General features: G+C 64.9%; 11 protein-coding genes, 3 rRNA genes and 1 pseudogene. 12 read left to right on the forward strand and 3 right to left on the reverse strand.

Annotation, left to right across the window (positions count from 1 at the left end; all coding sequences use genetic code 11):
• Positions 1–108: 108 nt before the first annotated feature.
• Positions 109–240 carry a hypothetical protein gene (locus K8Z49_RS35800; protein WP_276330338.1) on the reverse strand — a complete coding sequence of 44 codons (132 nt, stop codon included), beginning with the start codon at positions 238–240 and terminating at the stop codon, positions 109–111.
• A 207-nt stretch (positions 241–447) separates the two neighbouring features.
• Between K8Z49_RS35800 and K8Z49_RS35805 the strand changes: the two genes are divergently transcribed.
• From K8Z49_RS35805 to K8Z49_RS35815, 3 genes are all read left to right on the forward strand, one after another.
• Positions 448–846, forward strand: a complete 399-nt coding sequence (locus K8Z49_RS35805; protein ID WP_412516249.1) for an SgcJ/EcaC family oxidoreductase — start codon at positions 448–450, stop codon at positions 844–846.
• Positions 847–1,442: 596 nt separating this feature from the next.
• Positions 1,443–1,811, forward strand: a complete 369-nt coding sequence (locus K8Z49_RS35810) for a hypothetical protein (RefSeq protein WP_152564124.1) — start codon at positions 1,443–1,445, stop codon at positions 1,809–1,811.
• Positions 1,812–2,598: 787 nt separating this feature from the next.
• Positions 2,599–3,162 (forward strand): dihydrofolate reductase family protein, encoded by a 564-nt coding sequence (locus K8Z49_RS35815; protein WP_075024964.1) that lies wholly within the window; start codon positions 2,599–2,601, stop codon positions 3,160–3,162.
• Positions 3,163–3,339: 177 nt separating this feature from the next.
• Here K8Z49_RS35815 and K8Z49_RS35820 read toward each other — a convergent pair whose 3' ends face one another.
• Entirely contained in the window at positions 3,340–3,615 is a 276-nt protein-coding gene (locus tag K8Z49_RS35820) for a hypothetical protein (RefSeq protein WP_412516250.1), read from the reverse strand.
• A gap of 677 nt (positions 3,616–4,292) precedes the next feature.
• Here K8Z49_RS35820 and groL point away from each other — a divergent pair.
• The 7 genes from groL to rrf all read left to right on the forward strand — a co-directional run bounded on the left by groL (position 4,293) and on the right by rrf (position 13,738).
• Positions 4,293–5,924 (forward strand): chaperonin GroEL, encoded by a 1,632-nt coding sequence (gene groL / locus K8Z49_RS35825; protein WP_024936450.1) that lies wholly within the window; start codon positions 4,293–4,295, stop codon positions 5,922–5,924.
• 94 nt (positions 5,925–6,018) lie between these two features.
• Positions 6,019–6,603 (forward strand): phospholipid scramblase-related protein, encoded by a 585-nt coding sequence (locus K8Z49_RS35830; protein WP_075024963.1) that lies wholly within the window; start codon positions 6,019–6,021, stop codon positions 6,601–6,603.
• A gap of 76 nt (positions 6,604–6,679) precedes the next feature.
• The gene (locus K8Z49_RS35835; protein ID WP_021596198.1) at positions 6,680–7,270 is read left to right on the forward strand and encodes a phospholipid scramblase-related protein; all 591 of its coding nucleotides are present in this window, start codon (positions 6,680–6,682) and stop codon (positions 7,268–7,270) included.
• 59 nt (positions 7,271–7,329) lie between these two features.
• Positions 7,330–7,686 (forward strand): hypothetical protein, encoded by a 357-nt coding sequence (locus tag K8Z49_RS35840; protein WP_021596197.1) that lies wholly within the window; start codon positions 7,330–7,332, stop codon positions 7,684–7,686.
• 711 nt (positions 7,687–8,397) lie between these two features.
• Positions 8,398–9,913: ribosomal RNA gene (locus K8Z49_RS35845) — 16S ribosomal RNA — on the forward strand.
• Between the two features lie 434 nt (positions 9,914–10,347).
• A 23S ribosomal RNA gene (locus K8Z49_RS35850) occupies positions 10,348–13,467 on the forward strand.
• A 154-nt stretch (positions 13,468–13,621) separates the two neighbouring features.
• Positions 13,622–13,738 (forward strand): 5S ribosomal RNA (rrf, locus tag K8Z49_RS35855).
• Together the 16S, 23S and 5S rRNA genes form the textbook arrangement of a ribosomal RNA operon.
• 136 nt (positions 13,739–13,874) lie before the next feature.
• On the opposite strand, the gene K8Z49_RS35860 is transcribed toward rrf, so the two are convergent.
• Positions 13,875–15,527 (reverse strand): DNA repair helicase XPB, encoded by a 1,653-nt coding sequence (locus K8Z49_RS35860; protein WP_021597756.1) that lies wholly within the window; start codon positions 15,525–15,527, stop codon positions 13,875–13,877.
• Positions 15,528–15,862: 335 nt separating this feature from the next.
• On the opposite strand from K8Z49_RS35860, the pseudogene K8Z49_RS35865 reads away from it, so the two are divergent.
• Together K8Z49_RS35865 and K8Z49_RS35870 are read left to right on the forward strand one after the other, a co-directional pair.
• Positions 15,863–16,060: pseudogene (locus tag K8Z49_RS35865) on the forward strand (DUF4158 domain-containing protein); the annotation flags it as partial.
• 43 nt (positions 16,061–16,103) lie between these two features.
• Entirely contained in the window at positions 16,104–16,820 is a 717-nt protein-coding gene (locus K8Z49_RS35870) for a Tn3 family transposase (protein ID WP_412516251.1), read from the forward strand.
• Positions 16,821–16,855 lie beyond the last annotated feature (35 nt).

A 16,855-nucleotide genomic window follows, 5' to 3' on the forward strand; every position in this document is an offset into this window, starting at 1 on the left:
TCCTCGCCCTCTTCCCCGCGGGCGTGAAGACCCTCGACCACCTCAGCTTCCCCGGCCCCGACATATCCAGCGCCCGGAGCCCACCCTGCGGCGTCGGCTCGACCCAGGTCAGGAGCGCCGGGCCGTCGTGGCCACCGCCAGGATGAGCCCGCCCCAGAGCAGCCCCATCCCCACCCACATGACGATGCCCGCGCCCAAGAGCACACCACCGACCCCGATCAGCGTCGGGCCGGCGTACATGCGCCTCACCCGGCCAGGTGGATGCCTCGTCCTCGAAGGCCTGACGACTTCGCGACCGGTGATGACCTGCAAAAGGCAAACGGCGGCCAGAAGCCCCGCCAGAGCCGAGAAGGTGTATGCAAGCGTCATCCGGACAACCTAGTCGGCGTTCCCGACTACAGCGCCGTCCTTGACCTCAAGCTTCCTTGAGGATGCACGCTGACCCTCATGAGCGCACCGAACGTCGAGATCGAGGCGATAGAGCAGGTGGTCGCCACGGTCGAGCACTCCCAGAACAACGAGCTACCGGACGAGTTCGCGGCCCTGTTCCGAGCCGACGCCATCTGGACGACGGGCGGCGGCAAGCGCCTCTACGGGCGCGACGCGATCTCCGCCTTCACCCACCAGGTCCTCCCCGGCGCGATGCGCGAGACCACGGTCACCTTCGAGGTGGAACACGTCCTGTTCATCCGCCCCGACGTCGCCGCCGTCAAGGTCCTCCAGACATACCGGACCCCCAACGGCGAAGAAGTGGGCACACCACTGTTCGTCATGGCCAAGGAAGACGACCACTGGCACCTGACCGCCTGCCAGAACACCACGGTCCACCCCAGTCCCGGCGATTAGCGTCTGCGAAGCCTTCTCCACACCCGGCTCACCGCGATCACCCCGAGCCCGCACAACCCGGCCACGACGAATTACTGCCAGGGCGCCACCTCGACGGAGAATGTCACCACGCTCAACAGGGCAGCTGGAGTGACCGAAGGACGAGTGCTGGACGGGGCCGCTGTCCGCGCTGTCAGCCCTTCGCGACAACCCGGCCTCGACGGCAGGCGTCCAATCAGCGTGGGAGGCCAGGAATCTGACATCGCCACTGAGAGCGACTACGTCGCGCGTTTCGATCCCCCCCCGTCATTGTGCCGATCGCCATCACCACCGTGATTGCCGTCATCGGTGTGCTACTGACCGGCGAGCTGAGCGGTTCCTGAGCAGGGAGTTCTTTCGCCGTACGTGGTTCATCATGCGCCGTCGGGTCGCCTTCGCGGTCAGGCCGTCCGGCGTGTACCTCGGCCCTACCCTGAGCAAGCCCAAGCAGCGGCCCGAATGAGGAACCCACCACCGAGGAAATGACACCCCGGCCCCCGTGGTGACTCCAACGTCGCCAACTCACAACGCCTCTGGCAGAGATGCCTTACGACCCCTTGTGAGCGGATTGGAGCACGGTGAACGAAATTGAGCCGTCAGCACACCGGCTGGTCGATCAGGTACAGCGCATTAAGGATGTGATCCGCGAAGCGACTACCTGGGCCAATCAGGTGAGACACGGAGAACTACCTCCGCCTGACCCGCAGGAGACACACCGGATCGTGTTCATGCTGGACGCCTGCGTCGGCTGGTTGGGAGGACCGATCCTCGACGCTGTCGCTTCACAGATGCCGGAGCCACACCAGGGCAGAGCCAAGGATCTGGTCGACGAATTGCGGAAGATCAGCGACAAGATTGATGAGCTGGCGGTCGGATTGAAAACTGAGCTGGGACAGAGCGGGAGTTCTGGCGCTCCATCTCCGCCGGGCAACGTCGCGTCTCCGTGACCACAGGCGACTAAGGGGCGGGCAGGGGAGCCGCCATGGCCCACGCGGGACGTTCCTGGTGGTAAGGCGAAAGGCCGGGGCAACGGCCTGCCCGCCGCTGTCCTACGCCCACGGCGGCGGCTCTACGACGTGCGCCGTGTTCTGGCCGAGCGGTGGCGCTCCCGTGGCGTTTGCGTCGGATACTTGGCGGCCCTGCACCCGAGTACATGTGCTCACTCCATTGGGGGAGTGCCGGGGGTCGCTCGCTGCGCAGAAGCTGCGCGACCTGGAGAACCGGGCGGTCTGCGCCGCGGCCAGGTTGGGGAGCGGGGCACCCGGCTGACTCGCCCGGACGCGTGGCCGCCCGTGCCGTGACGTTCTGGTGGCCGGGTGCTCGTGCCGGCGTCGTGGAACGTGCGTGGGCGGCGCGTGAGCCTGCATCGTCGCGCGCCTGCTCTTCCGGGCCGCGATGTACGGCGCTTGCCGGACAGCGTCACCACGCCCGAACGGGGGTGTCCGTTCCGTGATTGTTCCGCGAAGACCTCTCAGGGCGGCTGTAGAGGTGCTTCGCGCACACCCCAGACGGCGTTCCCAGTGACCGGAACTGGATCAGACCACGGAATCCGGGGGAAGTACGTTCTCCGCACCACAGCCGGGGCGGCTGCGCCCTGACGCGACGGGCGGGGCGATCCCGGATAAGGCAGACGTTCGAATAGTCACCGCCTGCATCTCGGTGTGGCGTGACCGATGATTCTTCCGCGCCGTGCTGGTCTGTAGGCCGAGCACCGACCCACAGGAGGCTGACGCCATGCGGAAACTGACGTACGGCATGAACCTGAGCCTGGACGGTTACGTCGCCGCGCCCGGCGACGATCTCGACTGGAGCCTGCCGAGCGACGAGCTGTTCCAGTTTTGGTCCGACCGGGTGGGGGCGACCGGCCTGGCGCTGTACGGGCGCAGATTGTGGGAGGAGATGAGCTCCCACTGGCCGACCGCCGACCAGCAGCCCGGCGTCACACCGGCGCACATCGAGTTCGCCCGCCGCTGGCGGGACATGCCGAAGGTGGTGTTCTCCTCCACGATCAGCACGGTCGACTGGAACGCCCGCCTGGTCACCGGCGACGCGGTCACCGAGATCACCCGGCTCAAGGCCGAGGACGGCGGCCCCATGGACATCGCCGGCGCCACACTCGCCGCAGCGGCGATGCGGGCCGGACTGATCGACGAGTACATACTGGTCACCGTGCCGGTCCTGCTGGGCGGCGGCAAGCCGTTCTTCACAGCCCTGGACAACTGGGTGAACCTGACCCTGGTGGAGACCCGGACGTTCCCCGACGGCGTACTCCTGACCAGGTACGAGACCAAGCGCTGAGTACCAACCTCGGATCGGCCCGTGCTTTAGGCCACCCAAGGATCTCGCGGCGCTGTGTTCCGGGGCGATCGCGATACAGCTGCGCGATCCGGTGACGGCCGTTCACCGTGCGCCTCGGGGCGAGCGTCGCCGATGTGCCGCCGTGCAGACGGCTGGGCGTGCCAACGACGCGGGCGCTCAGTTGGCCGGTGTCGTCTGCTGCTGGCCGGTTCGAGCCCGGCTGCCGGCAAGCAATGGACGGATGACGGCCAGCACCACCAGCCTCGGAGCCTCAAGGCTCGCGCTGAGAGCGTGAAGCGGCCGGTTTCGGCCTGCCCTGAGTTGGCTGCCATCCTTCGCGCGCATGTCGACCGGTTCGGCACGGCTGACGATGGTCGTCAGTTCCGCAGGCAGCGCGGCAACCGGCTGGCGCCTGTCAGTTACGAGTCGGTTTGGCGGCGGGCGCGTGAACATGTTCTGAGCGCTGCCCAGCTCGCTACGCCCTTGGCGGAACGGCCCTGCGACCTGCCTCGCGCTCTGACTGAGCGGCGCGTTCTTGCGGCAGGTCGTGTCGGGTACTCGGTGGCTTGGACCTGGGCACGTGTGCTCACTCCATCGACGGCGATGGCCGGCTGGCGGAGTGGCGGCTGGTGTTGCTTGCCACGCGAACGCTGCGCGGCGGCCGGCCCGGCGAGCGGGGTGCCCAGCAGCTCGGTCAGGTGCGTATGGCCGAGGCCGTCCGTGCTGTGACGTTGTGGGCGGGCGGGTGCTCTTGCCGGTGTCGCGGCCGTGTGCAGGTTTCTTCGCTGAACCTTCACCCACGTGGCCTTGTGCTGTGAACGTCGGAGTTTGGGCGCGCGTGGTGGGTTGCGCTGGCACAGTTCGTCTGGACGTCCTGCGCCTGGTCAGGACTGGTTGGGGGAGCGGGGGAGGCGGGGGTGGGTGAGGATGTGTGGCGCTTGCACTCGGCGGGGTAGAGTGCTAAACAAACGGTTGGCACTCTGCTGTGGAGAGTGACAACTTCACACAGTCTGGGTCGGGGCGATGAGGCCTCAGTCCGGCGGCGGAATGGCAGTCGTCGGCGGTGGCCGTCCGTCGCGGGCGTCGGCTCGATCCGTTTAAGCCACCTTGTTCCGGGAGGACTGGAGCCTATGGCTGCAAAGATGATCGCGTTCGACGAGGAGGCCCGCCGCGGTCTCGAGCGCGGCATGAACCAGCTCGCCGACGCCGTGAAGGTGACCCTTGGTCCCAAGGGCCGCAACGTCGTGCTGGAGAAGAAGTGGGGCGCCCCCACGATCACCAACGACGGCGTGTCGATCGCCAAGGAGATCGAGCTCGAGGACGCGTGGGAGAAGATCGGCGCGGAGCTCGTCAAGGAAGTAGCGAAGAAGACCGACGACGTCGCGGGTGACGGCACCACCACCGCGACCGTGCTGGCCCAGGCGCTGGTGCGCGAGGGCCTGCGCAACGTGGCGGCCGGCGCGAACCCGATGTCGCTGAAGAGGGGCATCGAGGCCGCGGTCGAGCGGGTGAGCGAGGAGCTGTCCAAGCTCGCCAAGGACGTGGAGACCAAGGAGCAGATCGCCTCCACGGCGTCCATCTCCGCGGGCGACCCGCAGATCGGCGAGATGATCGCCGAGGCGATGGACAAGGTCGGCAAGGAAGGCGTCATCACGGTCGAGGAGAGCCAGACCTTCGGTCTGGAGCTCGAGCTGACCGAGGGGATGCGCTTCGACAAGGGCTACATCTCGCACTACTTCGTGACCGACCCCGAGCGGATGGAGGCGACCCTCGAGGACCCGTACATCCTGATCGTTCAGGGCAAGGCGTCGGCCAACAAGGACCTGCTGCCCGTCCTCGAGGGTGTCATGCAGTCCGGCAAGCCGCTGCTGATCATCGCGGAGGACGTCGAGGGCGAGGCCCTGGCCACCCTGGTCGTCAACAAGATCCGCGGCATCTTCAAGTCCGTGGCCGTGAAGGCGCCGGGCTTCGGCGACCGCCGCAAGGCCATGCTGGGCGACATCGCCACGCTGACCGGCGGCCAGGTCATCAGCGAGGACGTGGGTCTCAAGCTGGAGAACACCACGACCGACATGCTGGGCCGCGCCCGCAAGGTCGTCATCACCAAGGACGAGACCACCATCGTGGACGGCGCCGGTGACGCCAACGAGATCGCGGGACGGGTCAACCAGATCCGCACCGAGATCGACAACACCGACTCCGACTACGACCGCGAGAAGCTCCAGGAGCGCCTGGCGAAGCTCGCGGGCGGTGTCGCGGTCATCAAGGCCGGCGCCGCGACGGAGGTCGAGCTCAAGGAGCGCAAGCACCGCATCGAGGACGCCGTCCGCAACGCCAAGGCGGCCGTCGAGGAGGGCATCGTCCCCGGTGGTGGCGTCGCGCTGCTGCAGGCCGGCACCAAGGCGTTCGACAAGCTGGAGCTCGCGGGCGACGAGGCCACCGGTGCCAACATCGTCAAGCGTGCTCTGGAGGAGCCGCTGAAGCAGATCGCCGTGAACGCCGGCCTTGAGGGCGGCGTCGTGGTGGAGCGGGTCCGCAACCTGACCCCGGGTGAGGGCCTGAACGCCGCCACCGGCGACTACGTCAACATGTTCGACTCCGGGATCCTCGACCCGGCCAAGGTGACCCGGTCCGCGCTGCAGAACGCCTCGTCGATCGCCGCGCTGTTCCTGACCACCGAGGCCGTCATCGCCGAGAAGCCGGAGAAGACCCCGGCCCCGGCGGGCGACCCGTCCGGCGGCATGGGCGGCATGGACTTCTGAGCGAAGTCCATCGCGGCACAATCCAAGGGGCGGTCCTTCGGGGCCGCCCCTTTCGCGTGCCCACTGTCCGGGGCACCTGCCATCATGCCGATCCATGAGCGATCTGTTCAGCTCCCCGGTGCTGCGAGTCGATCAGCCCCGCGGCGCCCCCGCCGCCCGGTCCCGGTACAGGGTGTACGACGGGCACGGGACGCTGCTCGCTACTGGCGAAGAACGTGACGTCTCGCTGGCCCGCCAGACCGTCAGGACCGCTTTCGGCGGCAGCGACGCCGCCCGCACCGTCCATGTCGAGAACGGGCAGGGCACGCCGCTGCTCACGGTGGAGAAACAGAACGCGCGCAGTACCCGGGTGAGCACGCCCGACGGGCATTTGTACGGGTCATTGCGGAACGTCCGGCTATACGAATACGCGCTCCTGGACGCGGCGGAGCGTCAGGTCGGCGGGCTGGACGGCAACCGCACCGGCCGCAAGTTTCGCGTGCTCGACGGCTACGGGAACCATGTCGCCCGAATCGACAAGAAATGGAAGGGCGCCGCCACCGAGCTGCTGACCACCGCCGACAGGTACTCGGTCGAGATCTTTCAACCCCTGCCCGATCCGCTCCGGGTCCTGGTGGTCTCGGCGCCGCTCGCGATCGATCTGATGTTGTACGAGGGCAAGGACTGGCCTGTCGGATAGCCCGTCCGCGTAGGGACTTTCGCGTACCGTGGGCCGTGCAGAACGGGTGCCTGACGAGACAAGGCTAGGAGAATGCATGACCGACCCTTTCAGTTCCTCCGTACTCAGGGTCGAACAGCCTCGCCGGGGACCGTTCGCCAAGTCGCGGTACAAGGTGCTGGACGGTGACGGAACCGTCGTCGCGATCGCCGCACCGACCGAGGACCAGGGGGACAGCGCGGTCATGCGCGGGCTGTTTCCGGGCAAGTCGAATCTCGACGCACGGGCCGTCCTGCTGACGACGCCGGACGGAGATCCGCTCCTGGTCGTGGACAAGGAAAGCGGCCGGGAGTACACCGAAGTCCTCCGTCCGGACGGGGAGCGCGTCGGCTCGTTCGTCACCGAAAGGGTCGGCCGCCGGTACGTCCTCTACGACGACGACGGAACCCTCATCGGCGCCGTGGACGTGGACGTGCCGCGCAACAACTTCGAAGTCAAGGACGCCGACGGCGACAAGGTCGCCCATGTCCGCAAGAAATGGGCGGGTCTCGCCACGCATCTGCTGACGACGGCCGACAAGTACGCCGTGGAGATCTCCGATCCGGTCCGGGAACCGCTGCGGACGCTGGCGGTCATGACGGCGATCGTGATGGACATGAACCTGCACGAGGCGAAAGAGATCACCTGACCTGGCCATCGCCCGCGTTGGGACTTCCCGGCTCCGGCGCGGCGAGGTACCTTCCGTGCGTGCAGGCCATGCCCGGACGTCCGAACGGCTGGTGGATATCGCCGGCCATTCCGACGATCGCGAACTGCGCGCTGGCCGTGCTGTGGGGCTTCTCGGCCCTCGGCGGCTGGGGCGACGCCGCCTTCTGCGGCGAGGGCGAGCTGCGCGATCCCGGGTGCGCCGCGGGATTCGACGACGCCGTCCGCCTTTCGGCACCGGTGGCCGTCATCGCCGCGGCGGTCGCGGTGACCGCGTGGTCGATGCCCGGTGTCCGGCGCAGGCCCGACCGGCTGGACCTCCTCCTCACCGCCGCGGCGTTCATCTGGGTGCTGGCCGAGGGCGTCCTGTTCATCGGCGGGTACCTCGCCAAGCCGTGAGGCACGCCGCCGAATCGGCGTTGCCGAACCGAAACATTTGTCGTGCGGTATGCGTTGCACATGATGTTCGGACGGGCGATAGCCGGACAAAACCCAAGGTAGACGGCGTGCCGATGCGCGTGCGGCTTGAGCCGGAGGACGAGCAGCGCAACATTCGTGCGGGCGCGCCGGTTTGACGTTCCCTCGTCTTGGGCATACTGTTCACTTCGCCCCACAGGAGTGCGGGACGCCTCACGGCGGCCGGCTCGCGGGGAACCACCAACCGACCAACTGACGCGGCATCGTCGCGTCGGCTCAGTCATGGTGGGGCGGAAAAGGCTCGTTTTGACAATCGGGCCGGATCTGATGAAATAGCTCCACCGCCCGGAAGGCGCCGCGCAAGCGGCAACGGAAAGGCGTATCGGAGAAGCCGGGAAATTGACAGCCCGGAAGAATCCGATAAAGTAAGGCGAGTCGCCCCGGAGCGGGAAACGCGAAAGCGAATCCAGCGCGGTGGGTGTCCGTTTCTTGAGAACTCAACAGCGTGTTAAAAGCCAGTGCCTTTATCGGTTCGGCCTGTTGTGGCTGGACCGCCCCGTGACCGTCCCCGTGTGGGGGTGGTCTGGGATTTCTTTGAGGCAATGCTGTCCCTGGTTTTCTGGGGGTGGTGGTGCTGGGATTTTCTTCGAGGTTTGGCCGGCTGGGGTTCGCGCCTTGGTTGGTCGTTAGGCCTTAATGGAGAGTTTGATCCTGGCTCAGGACGAACGCTGGCGGCGTGCTTAACACATGCAAGTCGAGCGGAAAGGCCCCTTCGGGGTACTCGAGCGGCGAACGGGTGAGTAACACGTGAGCAACCTGCCCCTGACTCTGGGATAAGCCCGGGAAACTGGGTCTAATACCGGATGTAACCACTGGTCGCATGGTCTGGTGGTGGAAAGTTTTTCGGTTGGGGATGGGCTCGCGGCCTATCAGCTTGTTGGTGGGGTGATGGCCTACCAAGGCGACGACGGGTAACCGGCCTGAGAGGGCGACCGGTCACACTGGGACTGAGACACGGCCCAGACTCCTACGGGAGGCAGCAGTGGGGAATATTGCGCAATGGGCGGAAGCCTGACGCAGCGACGCCGCGTGAGGGATGACGGCCTTCGGGTTGTAAACCTCTTTCAGCAGGGACGAAGCTAACGTGACGGTACCTGCAGAAGAAGCGCCGGCTAACTACGTGCCAGCAGCCGCGGTAATACGTAGGGCGCAAGCGTTGTCCGGAATTATTGGGCGTAAAGAGCTCGTAGGCGGTTTGTCGCGTCTGTCGTGAAAGCCCACGGCTTAACCGTGGGTCTGCGGTGGATACGGGCAGACTAGAGGCAGGTAGGGGAGAATGGAATTCCCGGTGTAGCGGTGAAATGCGCAGATATCGGGAGGAACACCGGTGGCGAAGGCGGTTCTCTGGGCCTGTACTGACGCTGAGGAGCGAAAGCGTGGGGAGCGAACAGGATTAGATACCCTGGTAGTCCACGCCGTAAACGTTGGGCGCTAGGTGTGGGGTTCTTCCACGGATTCCGCGCCGTAGCTAACGCATTAAGCGCCCCGCCTGGGGAGTACGGCCGCAAGGCTAAAACTCAAAGGAATTGACGGGGGCCCGCACAAGCGGCGGAGCATGTTGCTTAATTCGACGCAACGCGAAGAACCTTACCAAGGCTTGACATTGCCGGAAAACCTGCAGAGATGTGGGGTCCTTTTTGGGCCGGTGACAGGTGGTGCATGGCTGTCGTCAGCTCGTGTCGTGAGATGTTGGGTTAAGTCCCGCAACGAGCGCAACCCTCGTTCCATGTTGCCAGCACTTCGGGTGGGGACTCATGGGAGACCGCCGGGGTCAACTCGGAGGAAGGTGGGGATGACGTCAAGTCATCATGCCCCTTATGTCTTGGGCTGCAAACATGCTACAATGGCCGGTACAGAGGGCTGCGATACCGTGAGGTGGAGCGAATCCCTTAAAGCCGGTCTCAGTTCGGATCGAAGTCTGCAACTCGACTTCGTGAAGTCGGAGTCGCTAGTAATCGCAGATCAGCAACGCTGCGGTGAATACGTTCCCGGGCCTTGTACACACCGCCCGTCACGTCACGAAAGTCGGCAACACCCGAAGCCCGTGGCCCAACCCTTGTGGGGGGAGCGGTCGAAGGTGGGGCCGGCGATTGGGACGAAGTCGTAACAAGGTAGCCGTACCGGAAGGTGCGGCTGGATCACCTCCTTTCTAAGGAGCACACAACTGGCCCGCGTGGACCCAACCCCCTCGGGGGGCGGGTGCGCAGGTCGGTGGCCACTGTTGACAGCGGATGTCTGTCAGGTGGCTGCTCATAGATGTGGAGCACTGGCTACTCAGCTCACCGCTCGTGTGAGCCGGCAAGTACCGCCTCCCAGACCCGTGAGGGTGTTGGGGGGAGTGGGAACGGCGGTGTCGGGCGGGTGGTGGGTTGGACACGCTGTTGGGTCCTGAGGGAACGGGCGCAAGCCCGGGTGACCTCTGGATCGCGGGACCAGGACCACATTCCTTTGTCGGGGGTGTGGTTTTGGTGGGCCCGGTTGTTTTTTGAGAACTGCACAGTGGACGCGAGCATCTCTGGTGAGGGATATGGCCTCTTTTGGGGTTGTGTCTCTTATCTGCGATTTGTTTTGATCGTTTTGTGTGTTCAAGTTTTTAAGGGCATACGGTGGATGCCTTGGCATCAGGAGCCGATGAAGGACGTGGGAGCCTGCGATATGCCTCGGGGAGTCGGCAACCAGACTTTGATCCGGGGATTTCCGAATGGGGAAACCTGGCACTCGTCATGGGGTGTCGCCGCCTGCTGAATGTATAGGCAGGTTGGTGGGGACGCGGGGAAGTGAAACATCTCAGTACCCGCAGGAAGAGAAAACAATAGTGATTCCGTGAGTAGTGGTGAGCGAAAGCGGAGGAGCCTAAACCGTGCGCGTGTGATAGCCGGCAGGCGTTGCGTGTGCGGGGTTGTGGGACCATCCGGTCAGTGCTGCCGCGCTGGCGAGGAGTTACAAACTGCTCGGATAGTTGAACGGCTTGGGATGGCCGACCGTAGACGGTGAGAGTCCGGTAGACGAAATTCGAGTGGCTTCTGGGTGTGTTCCCGAGTAGCACGGGGCCCGTGAAATCCCGTGTGAATCTGCCACGACCACGTGGTAAGGCTGAATACTTCCTGGTGACCGATAGCGGACTAGTACCGTGAGGGAAAGGTGAAAAGTGCCCCGGTGAGGGGTCGTGAAATAGTACCTGAAACCGTGTGCCTACAAGCCGTCAGAGCGTCCTCAAGGGGAAACTTGTTTTTCCTTTGTTCGTGATGGCGTGCCTTTTGAAGAATGAGCCTGCGAGTTATGGTGTGTGGCGAGGTTAACCGGTGGCGGGTAGCCGTAGCGAAAGCGAGTCTGAATAGGGCGTTTTAGTCGCATGCTGTAGACCCGAAGCGGGGTGATCTAGCCATGGGCAGGGTGAAGCGCCGGTAAGACGGTGTGGAGGCCCGAACCCACCAGGGTTGAAAACCTGGGGGATGACCTGTGGTTAGGGGTGAAAGGCCAATCAAACTCCGTGATAGCTGGTTCTCCCCGAAATGCATTTAGGTGCAGCGTTGCGTGTTTCTTGCCGGAGGTAGAGCTACTGGATGGCTGATGGGCCCTACAAGGTTACTGACGTCAGCCAAACTCCGAATGCCGGTAAGTGAGAGCGTGGCAGTGAGACTGCGGGGGATAAGCTTCGTAGTCGAGAGGGAAACAGCCCAGATCATCGGCTAAGGCCCCTAAGCGTGTGCTAAGTGGGAAAGGATGTGGAGTTGCCGTGACAACCAGGAGGTTGGCTTAGAAGCAGCCATCCTTGAAAGAGTGCGTAATAGCTCACTGGTCAAGTGATTCCGCGCCGACAATGTAGCGGGGCTCAAGCACACCGCCGAAGCCGTGGCATTGCATCCCTTTCGGGGGGTGTGATGGGTAGGGGAGCGTCCTGTAGCCGGCGAAGCCGCCGAGTGATCGAGTGGTGGAGGCTGCGGGAGTGAGAATGCAGGCATGAGTAGCGAATCACACGTGAGAAACGTGTGCGCCGGATGACCAAGGGTTCCTGGGGCAGGCTAATCCGCCCAGGGTAAGTCGGGACCTAAGGCGAGGCCGACAGGCGTAGTCGATGGACAACGGGTTGATATTCCCGTACCCGCTGGTATGCGCCAACGCTGAACCCTCTGATGCTAACCACCTGAACCGGGTTGTGGGCCTTCGGGCCTGTTGCTCGGCGAGCGTGGGACCCGAGGGGGTAGTAGGTGAGTGATGGGGTGACGCAGGAGGGTAGCTCAGCCCAGGCGATGGTTGTCCTGGGGTAAGCATGTAGCCCGCGCCATAGGTAAATCCGTGGCGTGTGAAGGGTGAGATGTGATGCCGAGCCGTTTTAGGTGAAGTGAGTGATCCCATGCTGTCGAGAAAAGCCTCTAGCGAGTGTACTGGCGGCCCGTACCCTAAACCGACTCAGGTGGTCAGGTAGAGAATACCAAGGCGATCGGGTGAACTGTGGTTAAGGAACTCGGCAAATTGCCCCCGTAACTTTGGGAGAAGGGGGACCACGTCTGGTGAACCGTCTTGCACGGGGAGCTGGGTGGGGTCGCAGAGGCCAGGGGGAAGCGACTGTTTACTAAAAACACAGGTCCGTGCGAAGTCGTAAGACGCTGTATACGGACTGACGCCTGCCCGGTGCCGGAACGTTAAGAGGACCGGTTAGAGGAACTTTGTTTCTCGAAGCTGAGAATCTAAGCGCCGGTAAACGGCGGTGGTAACTATAACCATCCTAAGGTAGCGAAATTCCTTGTCGGGTAAGTTCCGACCTGCACGAATGGCGTAACGACTTCCCCGCTGTCTCAACCACAGGCCCGGTGAAATTGCAGTACGAGTAAAGATGCTCGTTTCGCGCAGCAGGACGGAAAGACCCCGGGACCTTCACTACAGCTTGGCATTGGCGCCTGAAGCGTCTTGTGTAGGATAGGTGGGAGACTGTGAAGCCGGCACGCCAGTGTCGGTGGAGTCGTTGGTGAAATACCACTCTGGTCGTTTTGAGCGTCTAACCCGCACCCGTGGATCCGGGTGGGGGACAGTGCCTGGTGGGTAGTTTAACTGGGGCGGTTGCCTCCTAAAGTGTAACGGAGGCGCCCAAAGGTTCCCTCAGCCTGGTTGGCAATCAGGTGGCGAGTGCAAGGGCACAAGGGAGCTTGACTGTGAGACGGACGTGTCGAGCAGGTGCGAAAGCAGGGCCTAGTGATCCGGCACCTACGTGTGGAAGTGGTGTCGCTCAACGGCTAAAAGGTACCCCGGGGATAACAGGCTGATCTTCCCCAAGAGTCCATATCGACGGGATGGTTTGGCACCTCGATGTCGGCTCGTCGCATCCTGGGGCTGGAGTAGGTCCCAAGGGTTGGGCTGTTCGCCCATTAAAGCGGCACGCGAGCTGGGTTTAGAACGTCGCGAGACAGTTCGGTCCCTATCCGCTGTGCGCGTAGGAGAATTGAGAGGGTCTGTCCCTAGTACGAGAGGACCGGGACGGACGAACCTCTGGTGTGCCAGTTGTCCCGCCAGGGGCACGGCTGGTTGGCTACGTTCGGTCGGGATAACCGCTGAAAGCATCTAAGCGGGAAGCCTTCCTCGAGATGAGTTCTCCCACCCCTTTGTGGGTGTAAGGCCCCCGGTAGACGATCGGGTTGATAGGCCGGAGATGGAAGCGCGGTGACGTGTGGAGTCGACCGGTACTAATAGGCCGAGTGGCTTGAACACACATGACGTTCAAACCGAATCGCTGTTGTGAGTTGTTCGCGTCCCTGTGTGGTTCCTGGAAAACAACCGGGAACCCGCATTAATCAAGTGAATACCGAGCCTGGCTCGGACGTTGAGGCTTGCACACCCCCGCTGGGGGTGGTGCGTTGAGGCGTTCGGTGGTTTTGGCGAGGGGGAAACACCCGGTCCCATTCCGAACCCGGAAGTTAAGCCTCTCAGCGCCGATGGTACTGCATGGGAGACTGTGTGGGAGAGTAGGACACCGCCGGACCTATATTAGAAAAGGGCTCCGCCATCACGGCGGGGCCCTTTTCTCATTTCTCATGCCCCGCAACCCCAAGTCCGGGCAGCCGGCTTGTAGCGCAGCCTGCCCTGCCGAAGTCGTGTGGTCGCGGGAATGCCGGGGGTCAGAAGTCGTCGCCGGCGAGGACGGTGTCGGCGTCGACGATGCGGTAGGCGTAGCCCTGTTCGGCGAGGAAGCGCTGGCGGTGGGCGGCGTAGTCCTGGTCCAGGGTGTCGCGGGCGACGACGGCGTAGAAGCGAGCCCCCGCGCCGGACGCCTTGGGACGCAGCAGACGTCCCAGCCGCTGAGCCTCTTCCTGCCGTGACCCGAAGGCCCCCGACACCTGTACGGCGACCGACGCTTCGGGCAGGTCGATGGAGAAGTTCGCCACCTTCGACACGACCAGGACGTCGATCTCGCCGGAGCGGAACGCGTCGAACAGGCGCTCCCGTTCCCGCACCCGCGTCTCGCCCTTGATGACGGGCGCGTCCAGCAGGGCGCCCAGTTCGTCAAGCTGGTCGATGTACTGGCCGATGACCAGCGTCTGCTCGCCGCGGTGCCGGTCGACGAGCGCCTGGATGAGCTTGGTCTTGGTGTCGGTGGTCGCGCAGAACCGGTAGCGCTCTTCGGGTTCGGCGGTCGCGTACGCCAGGCGTTCCGAGTCGGTGAGCGTGACGCGTACCTCGACGCAGTCGGCCGGCGCGATCCAGCCCTGCGCCTCCATGTCCTTCCAGGGCGCGTCGTAGCGCTTCGGGCCGATGAGGGAGAACACGTCGCCTTCCCGGCCGTCCTCCCGGATGAGGGTGGCGGTGAGGCCGAGGCGGCGGCGGGCCTGCAGGTCGGCGGTCATCCGGAAGATCGGCGCGGGCAGCAGGTGGACCTCGTCGTACACGACCAGGCCCCAGTCGCGGGCGTCGAAGAGCTCCAGGTGCGTGTAGGCGCCCTTCCGGCGCGTCGTCATGATCTGGTAGGTGGCGATGGTGACCGGCCGGATCTCCTTCTTCGTGCCGGTGTACTCGCCGATCTCATCCTCGGTGAGGGACGTGCGGCGCAGGAGCTCCTGCTTCCACTGGTGCGCCGAGACGGTGTTGGTGACGAGGATCAGCGTGGTGGCCTGGGCGCGGGCCATGGCGGCGGCCCCCACGATGGTCTTGCCGGCGCCGCAGGGCAGGACGACGACGCCGGACCCGCCGTGCCAGAACGTCTCGGCGGCGTCCCGCTGGTAGGAGCGCAAGGCCCAGCCGTCCTCGGCGAGGGAGATGGCGTGCGCCTCGCCGTCCACGTATCCGGCGAGGTCCTCGGCGGGCCAGCCGAGCTTGAGCAGTGCCTGCTTGAGGGCGCCGCGCTCGCTCGGGTGGACGGCGACGGCGTCCGCGCCGACCCGGTCGCCGATCATGCCCTTGATCTTCTTGGCGCGCAGCACCTCCTCCAGGACCGAGCGGTCCGAGGACGACAGGATGAGCCCGTGCGCGGGGTCCTTCTCCAGCCGCAGCCGCCCGTACCGCGCCATCGTGTCGGCGACGTCCACGAGCAGGGCGTGCGGGACGGGGTAGCGGGAGTACCGGATCAGCGTGTCGACGACCTGCTCGGCGTCGTGCCCGGCGGCCCGCGCGTTCCACAGCGCGAGCGGCGTCACCCGGTAGGTGTGGACGTGCTCGGGCGCCCGTTCGAGCTCGGCGAACGGGGCGATCTCCTTGCGGCAGGCGTCGGCCAGGTCGTGGTCGACCTCCAGCAGCAGCGTCTTGTCGGACTGGACGATGAGCGGACCGTCGGTCACAGCAGAAAGCCCCCGTCGGGAAAGTGGTGATCGATGCCTTGTCCGGGTGCCGGGCATCCGCTGCCGCACGCTACCCGAGCCGCGACGGCGCGTCGCGCGTTCCGGGCCGGACCGCAGGGTTCAACGCTCGGCCCGCCGCCTTTATTGCGCGCTCTGGCCTCCCGGCGCGCAGGCGCGTCTCGGTGCGTCCCGGGGTCCCCGTAGCATTTGGCGAAAATCCGACGAAGATGCCCCTGACCTGCGATTATTCAGGTTCCTGAGACCTCTGGCGATCTTCAGGTGCGTCTGTAGGGGTTGGTGGCGTTGGGGAGCCGGTTCTTCACTGATGACTGGCGGTGCATCCGGGAGTGCTGGACTTCTACGGCAAACGGCAGCAGACCGTCAGTGACCACCTGAAGCAGGTGATGAAGTACCTGGGGTGGAGGACCGCGTCGCCCGGGACGGAGGAGCTGAAGGAGCTGGAGCAGTTCCTGCTGGACCGGGCGATGGAGCACGACTCGCCGTCGCTGCTGTTCCATCTGGCGGCCGAGTATCTGATCCGGCGCGCAGGTGATCCGCCCGGGCGCGGTCACGCTGATGGAGATGGTCGGCACAGCCCGCAACGCCGCCAGCGCACTCACCTCGGAACGGGTCGACCATCTGCTGGGCGGGCAGATGCGCGGCGACCTCGACCGGCTGCTGGACGACGACCCCGAGACCGGGATGACCCGGCTGGCGTGGCTGGCCCGGCCAGCGATCGAGGCGACCGCGCTGTCGGTGAAGACCGGGATCGAGAAGCTGAAGTACCTACGGCGGATGGACGCCCACGAGCTGGACCTGTCGATGCCGCCGCGAGAGCGGCGCCGCTTCCTGGCCACCGTCGGCCGCCGCTCGACGGTGCAGGCGCTGATGCGGCGGGAGGAACGCCGCTACCCGATCCTGCTGGCGTTGGTGGCCCAATCGGCGGTCGACCAGATGGACGATGGTCATCGCTCTGTTCGACCAGGCGGTGTCGGCGCGCGAGTCGCGGGCCAAGGCCAAGACCGACGAGGAGCTGGTCGAGCGGGCGAAGAAGCGCTGCTGGTCGAACTCGACGGGCGAACCGGGTTCTTGAAGGCCTTCACCCACGGCGGCGGCCGCAAGACCAAACAGTCGGCGGAGCTGAAACGCAACATCCTCGCCGTCTTGATCGCAGGCGGCACCAACCTGGGCCTGGCAAGAATGAGCGAGGCCTGCGGCGTGCCGTACGACGTGCTCGCCTGGACCCAGGAGTGGTACGTGCGGGAGGAGACGCTCCGCGGGGTCACAACCTGATCGTCAACCGCCACTACACCCTCGGCCTGGCCAAG

The sequence above is a fragment of the Actinomadura madurae genome, from assembly GCF_047130825.1.
GTDB lineage: Bacteria > Actinomycetota > Actinomycetes > Streptosporangiales > Streptosporangiaceae > Spirillospora > Spirillospora madurae.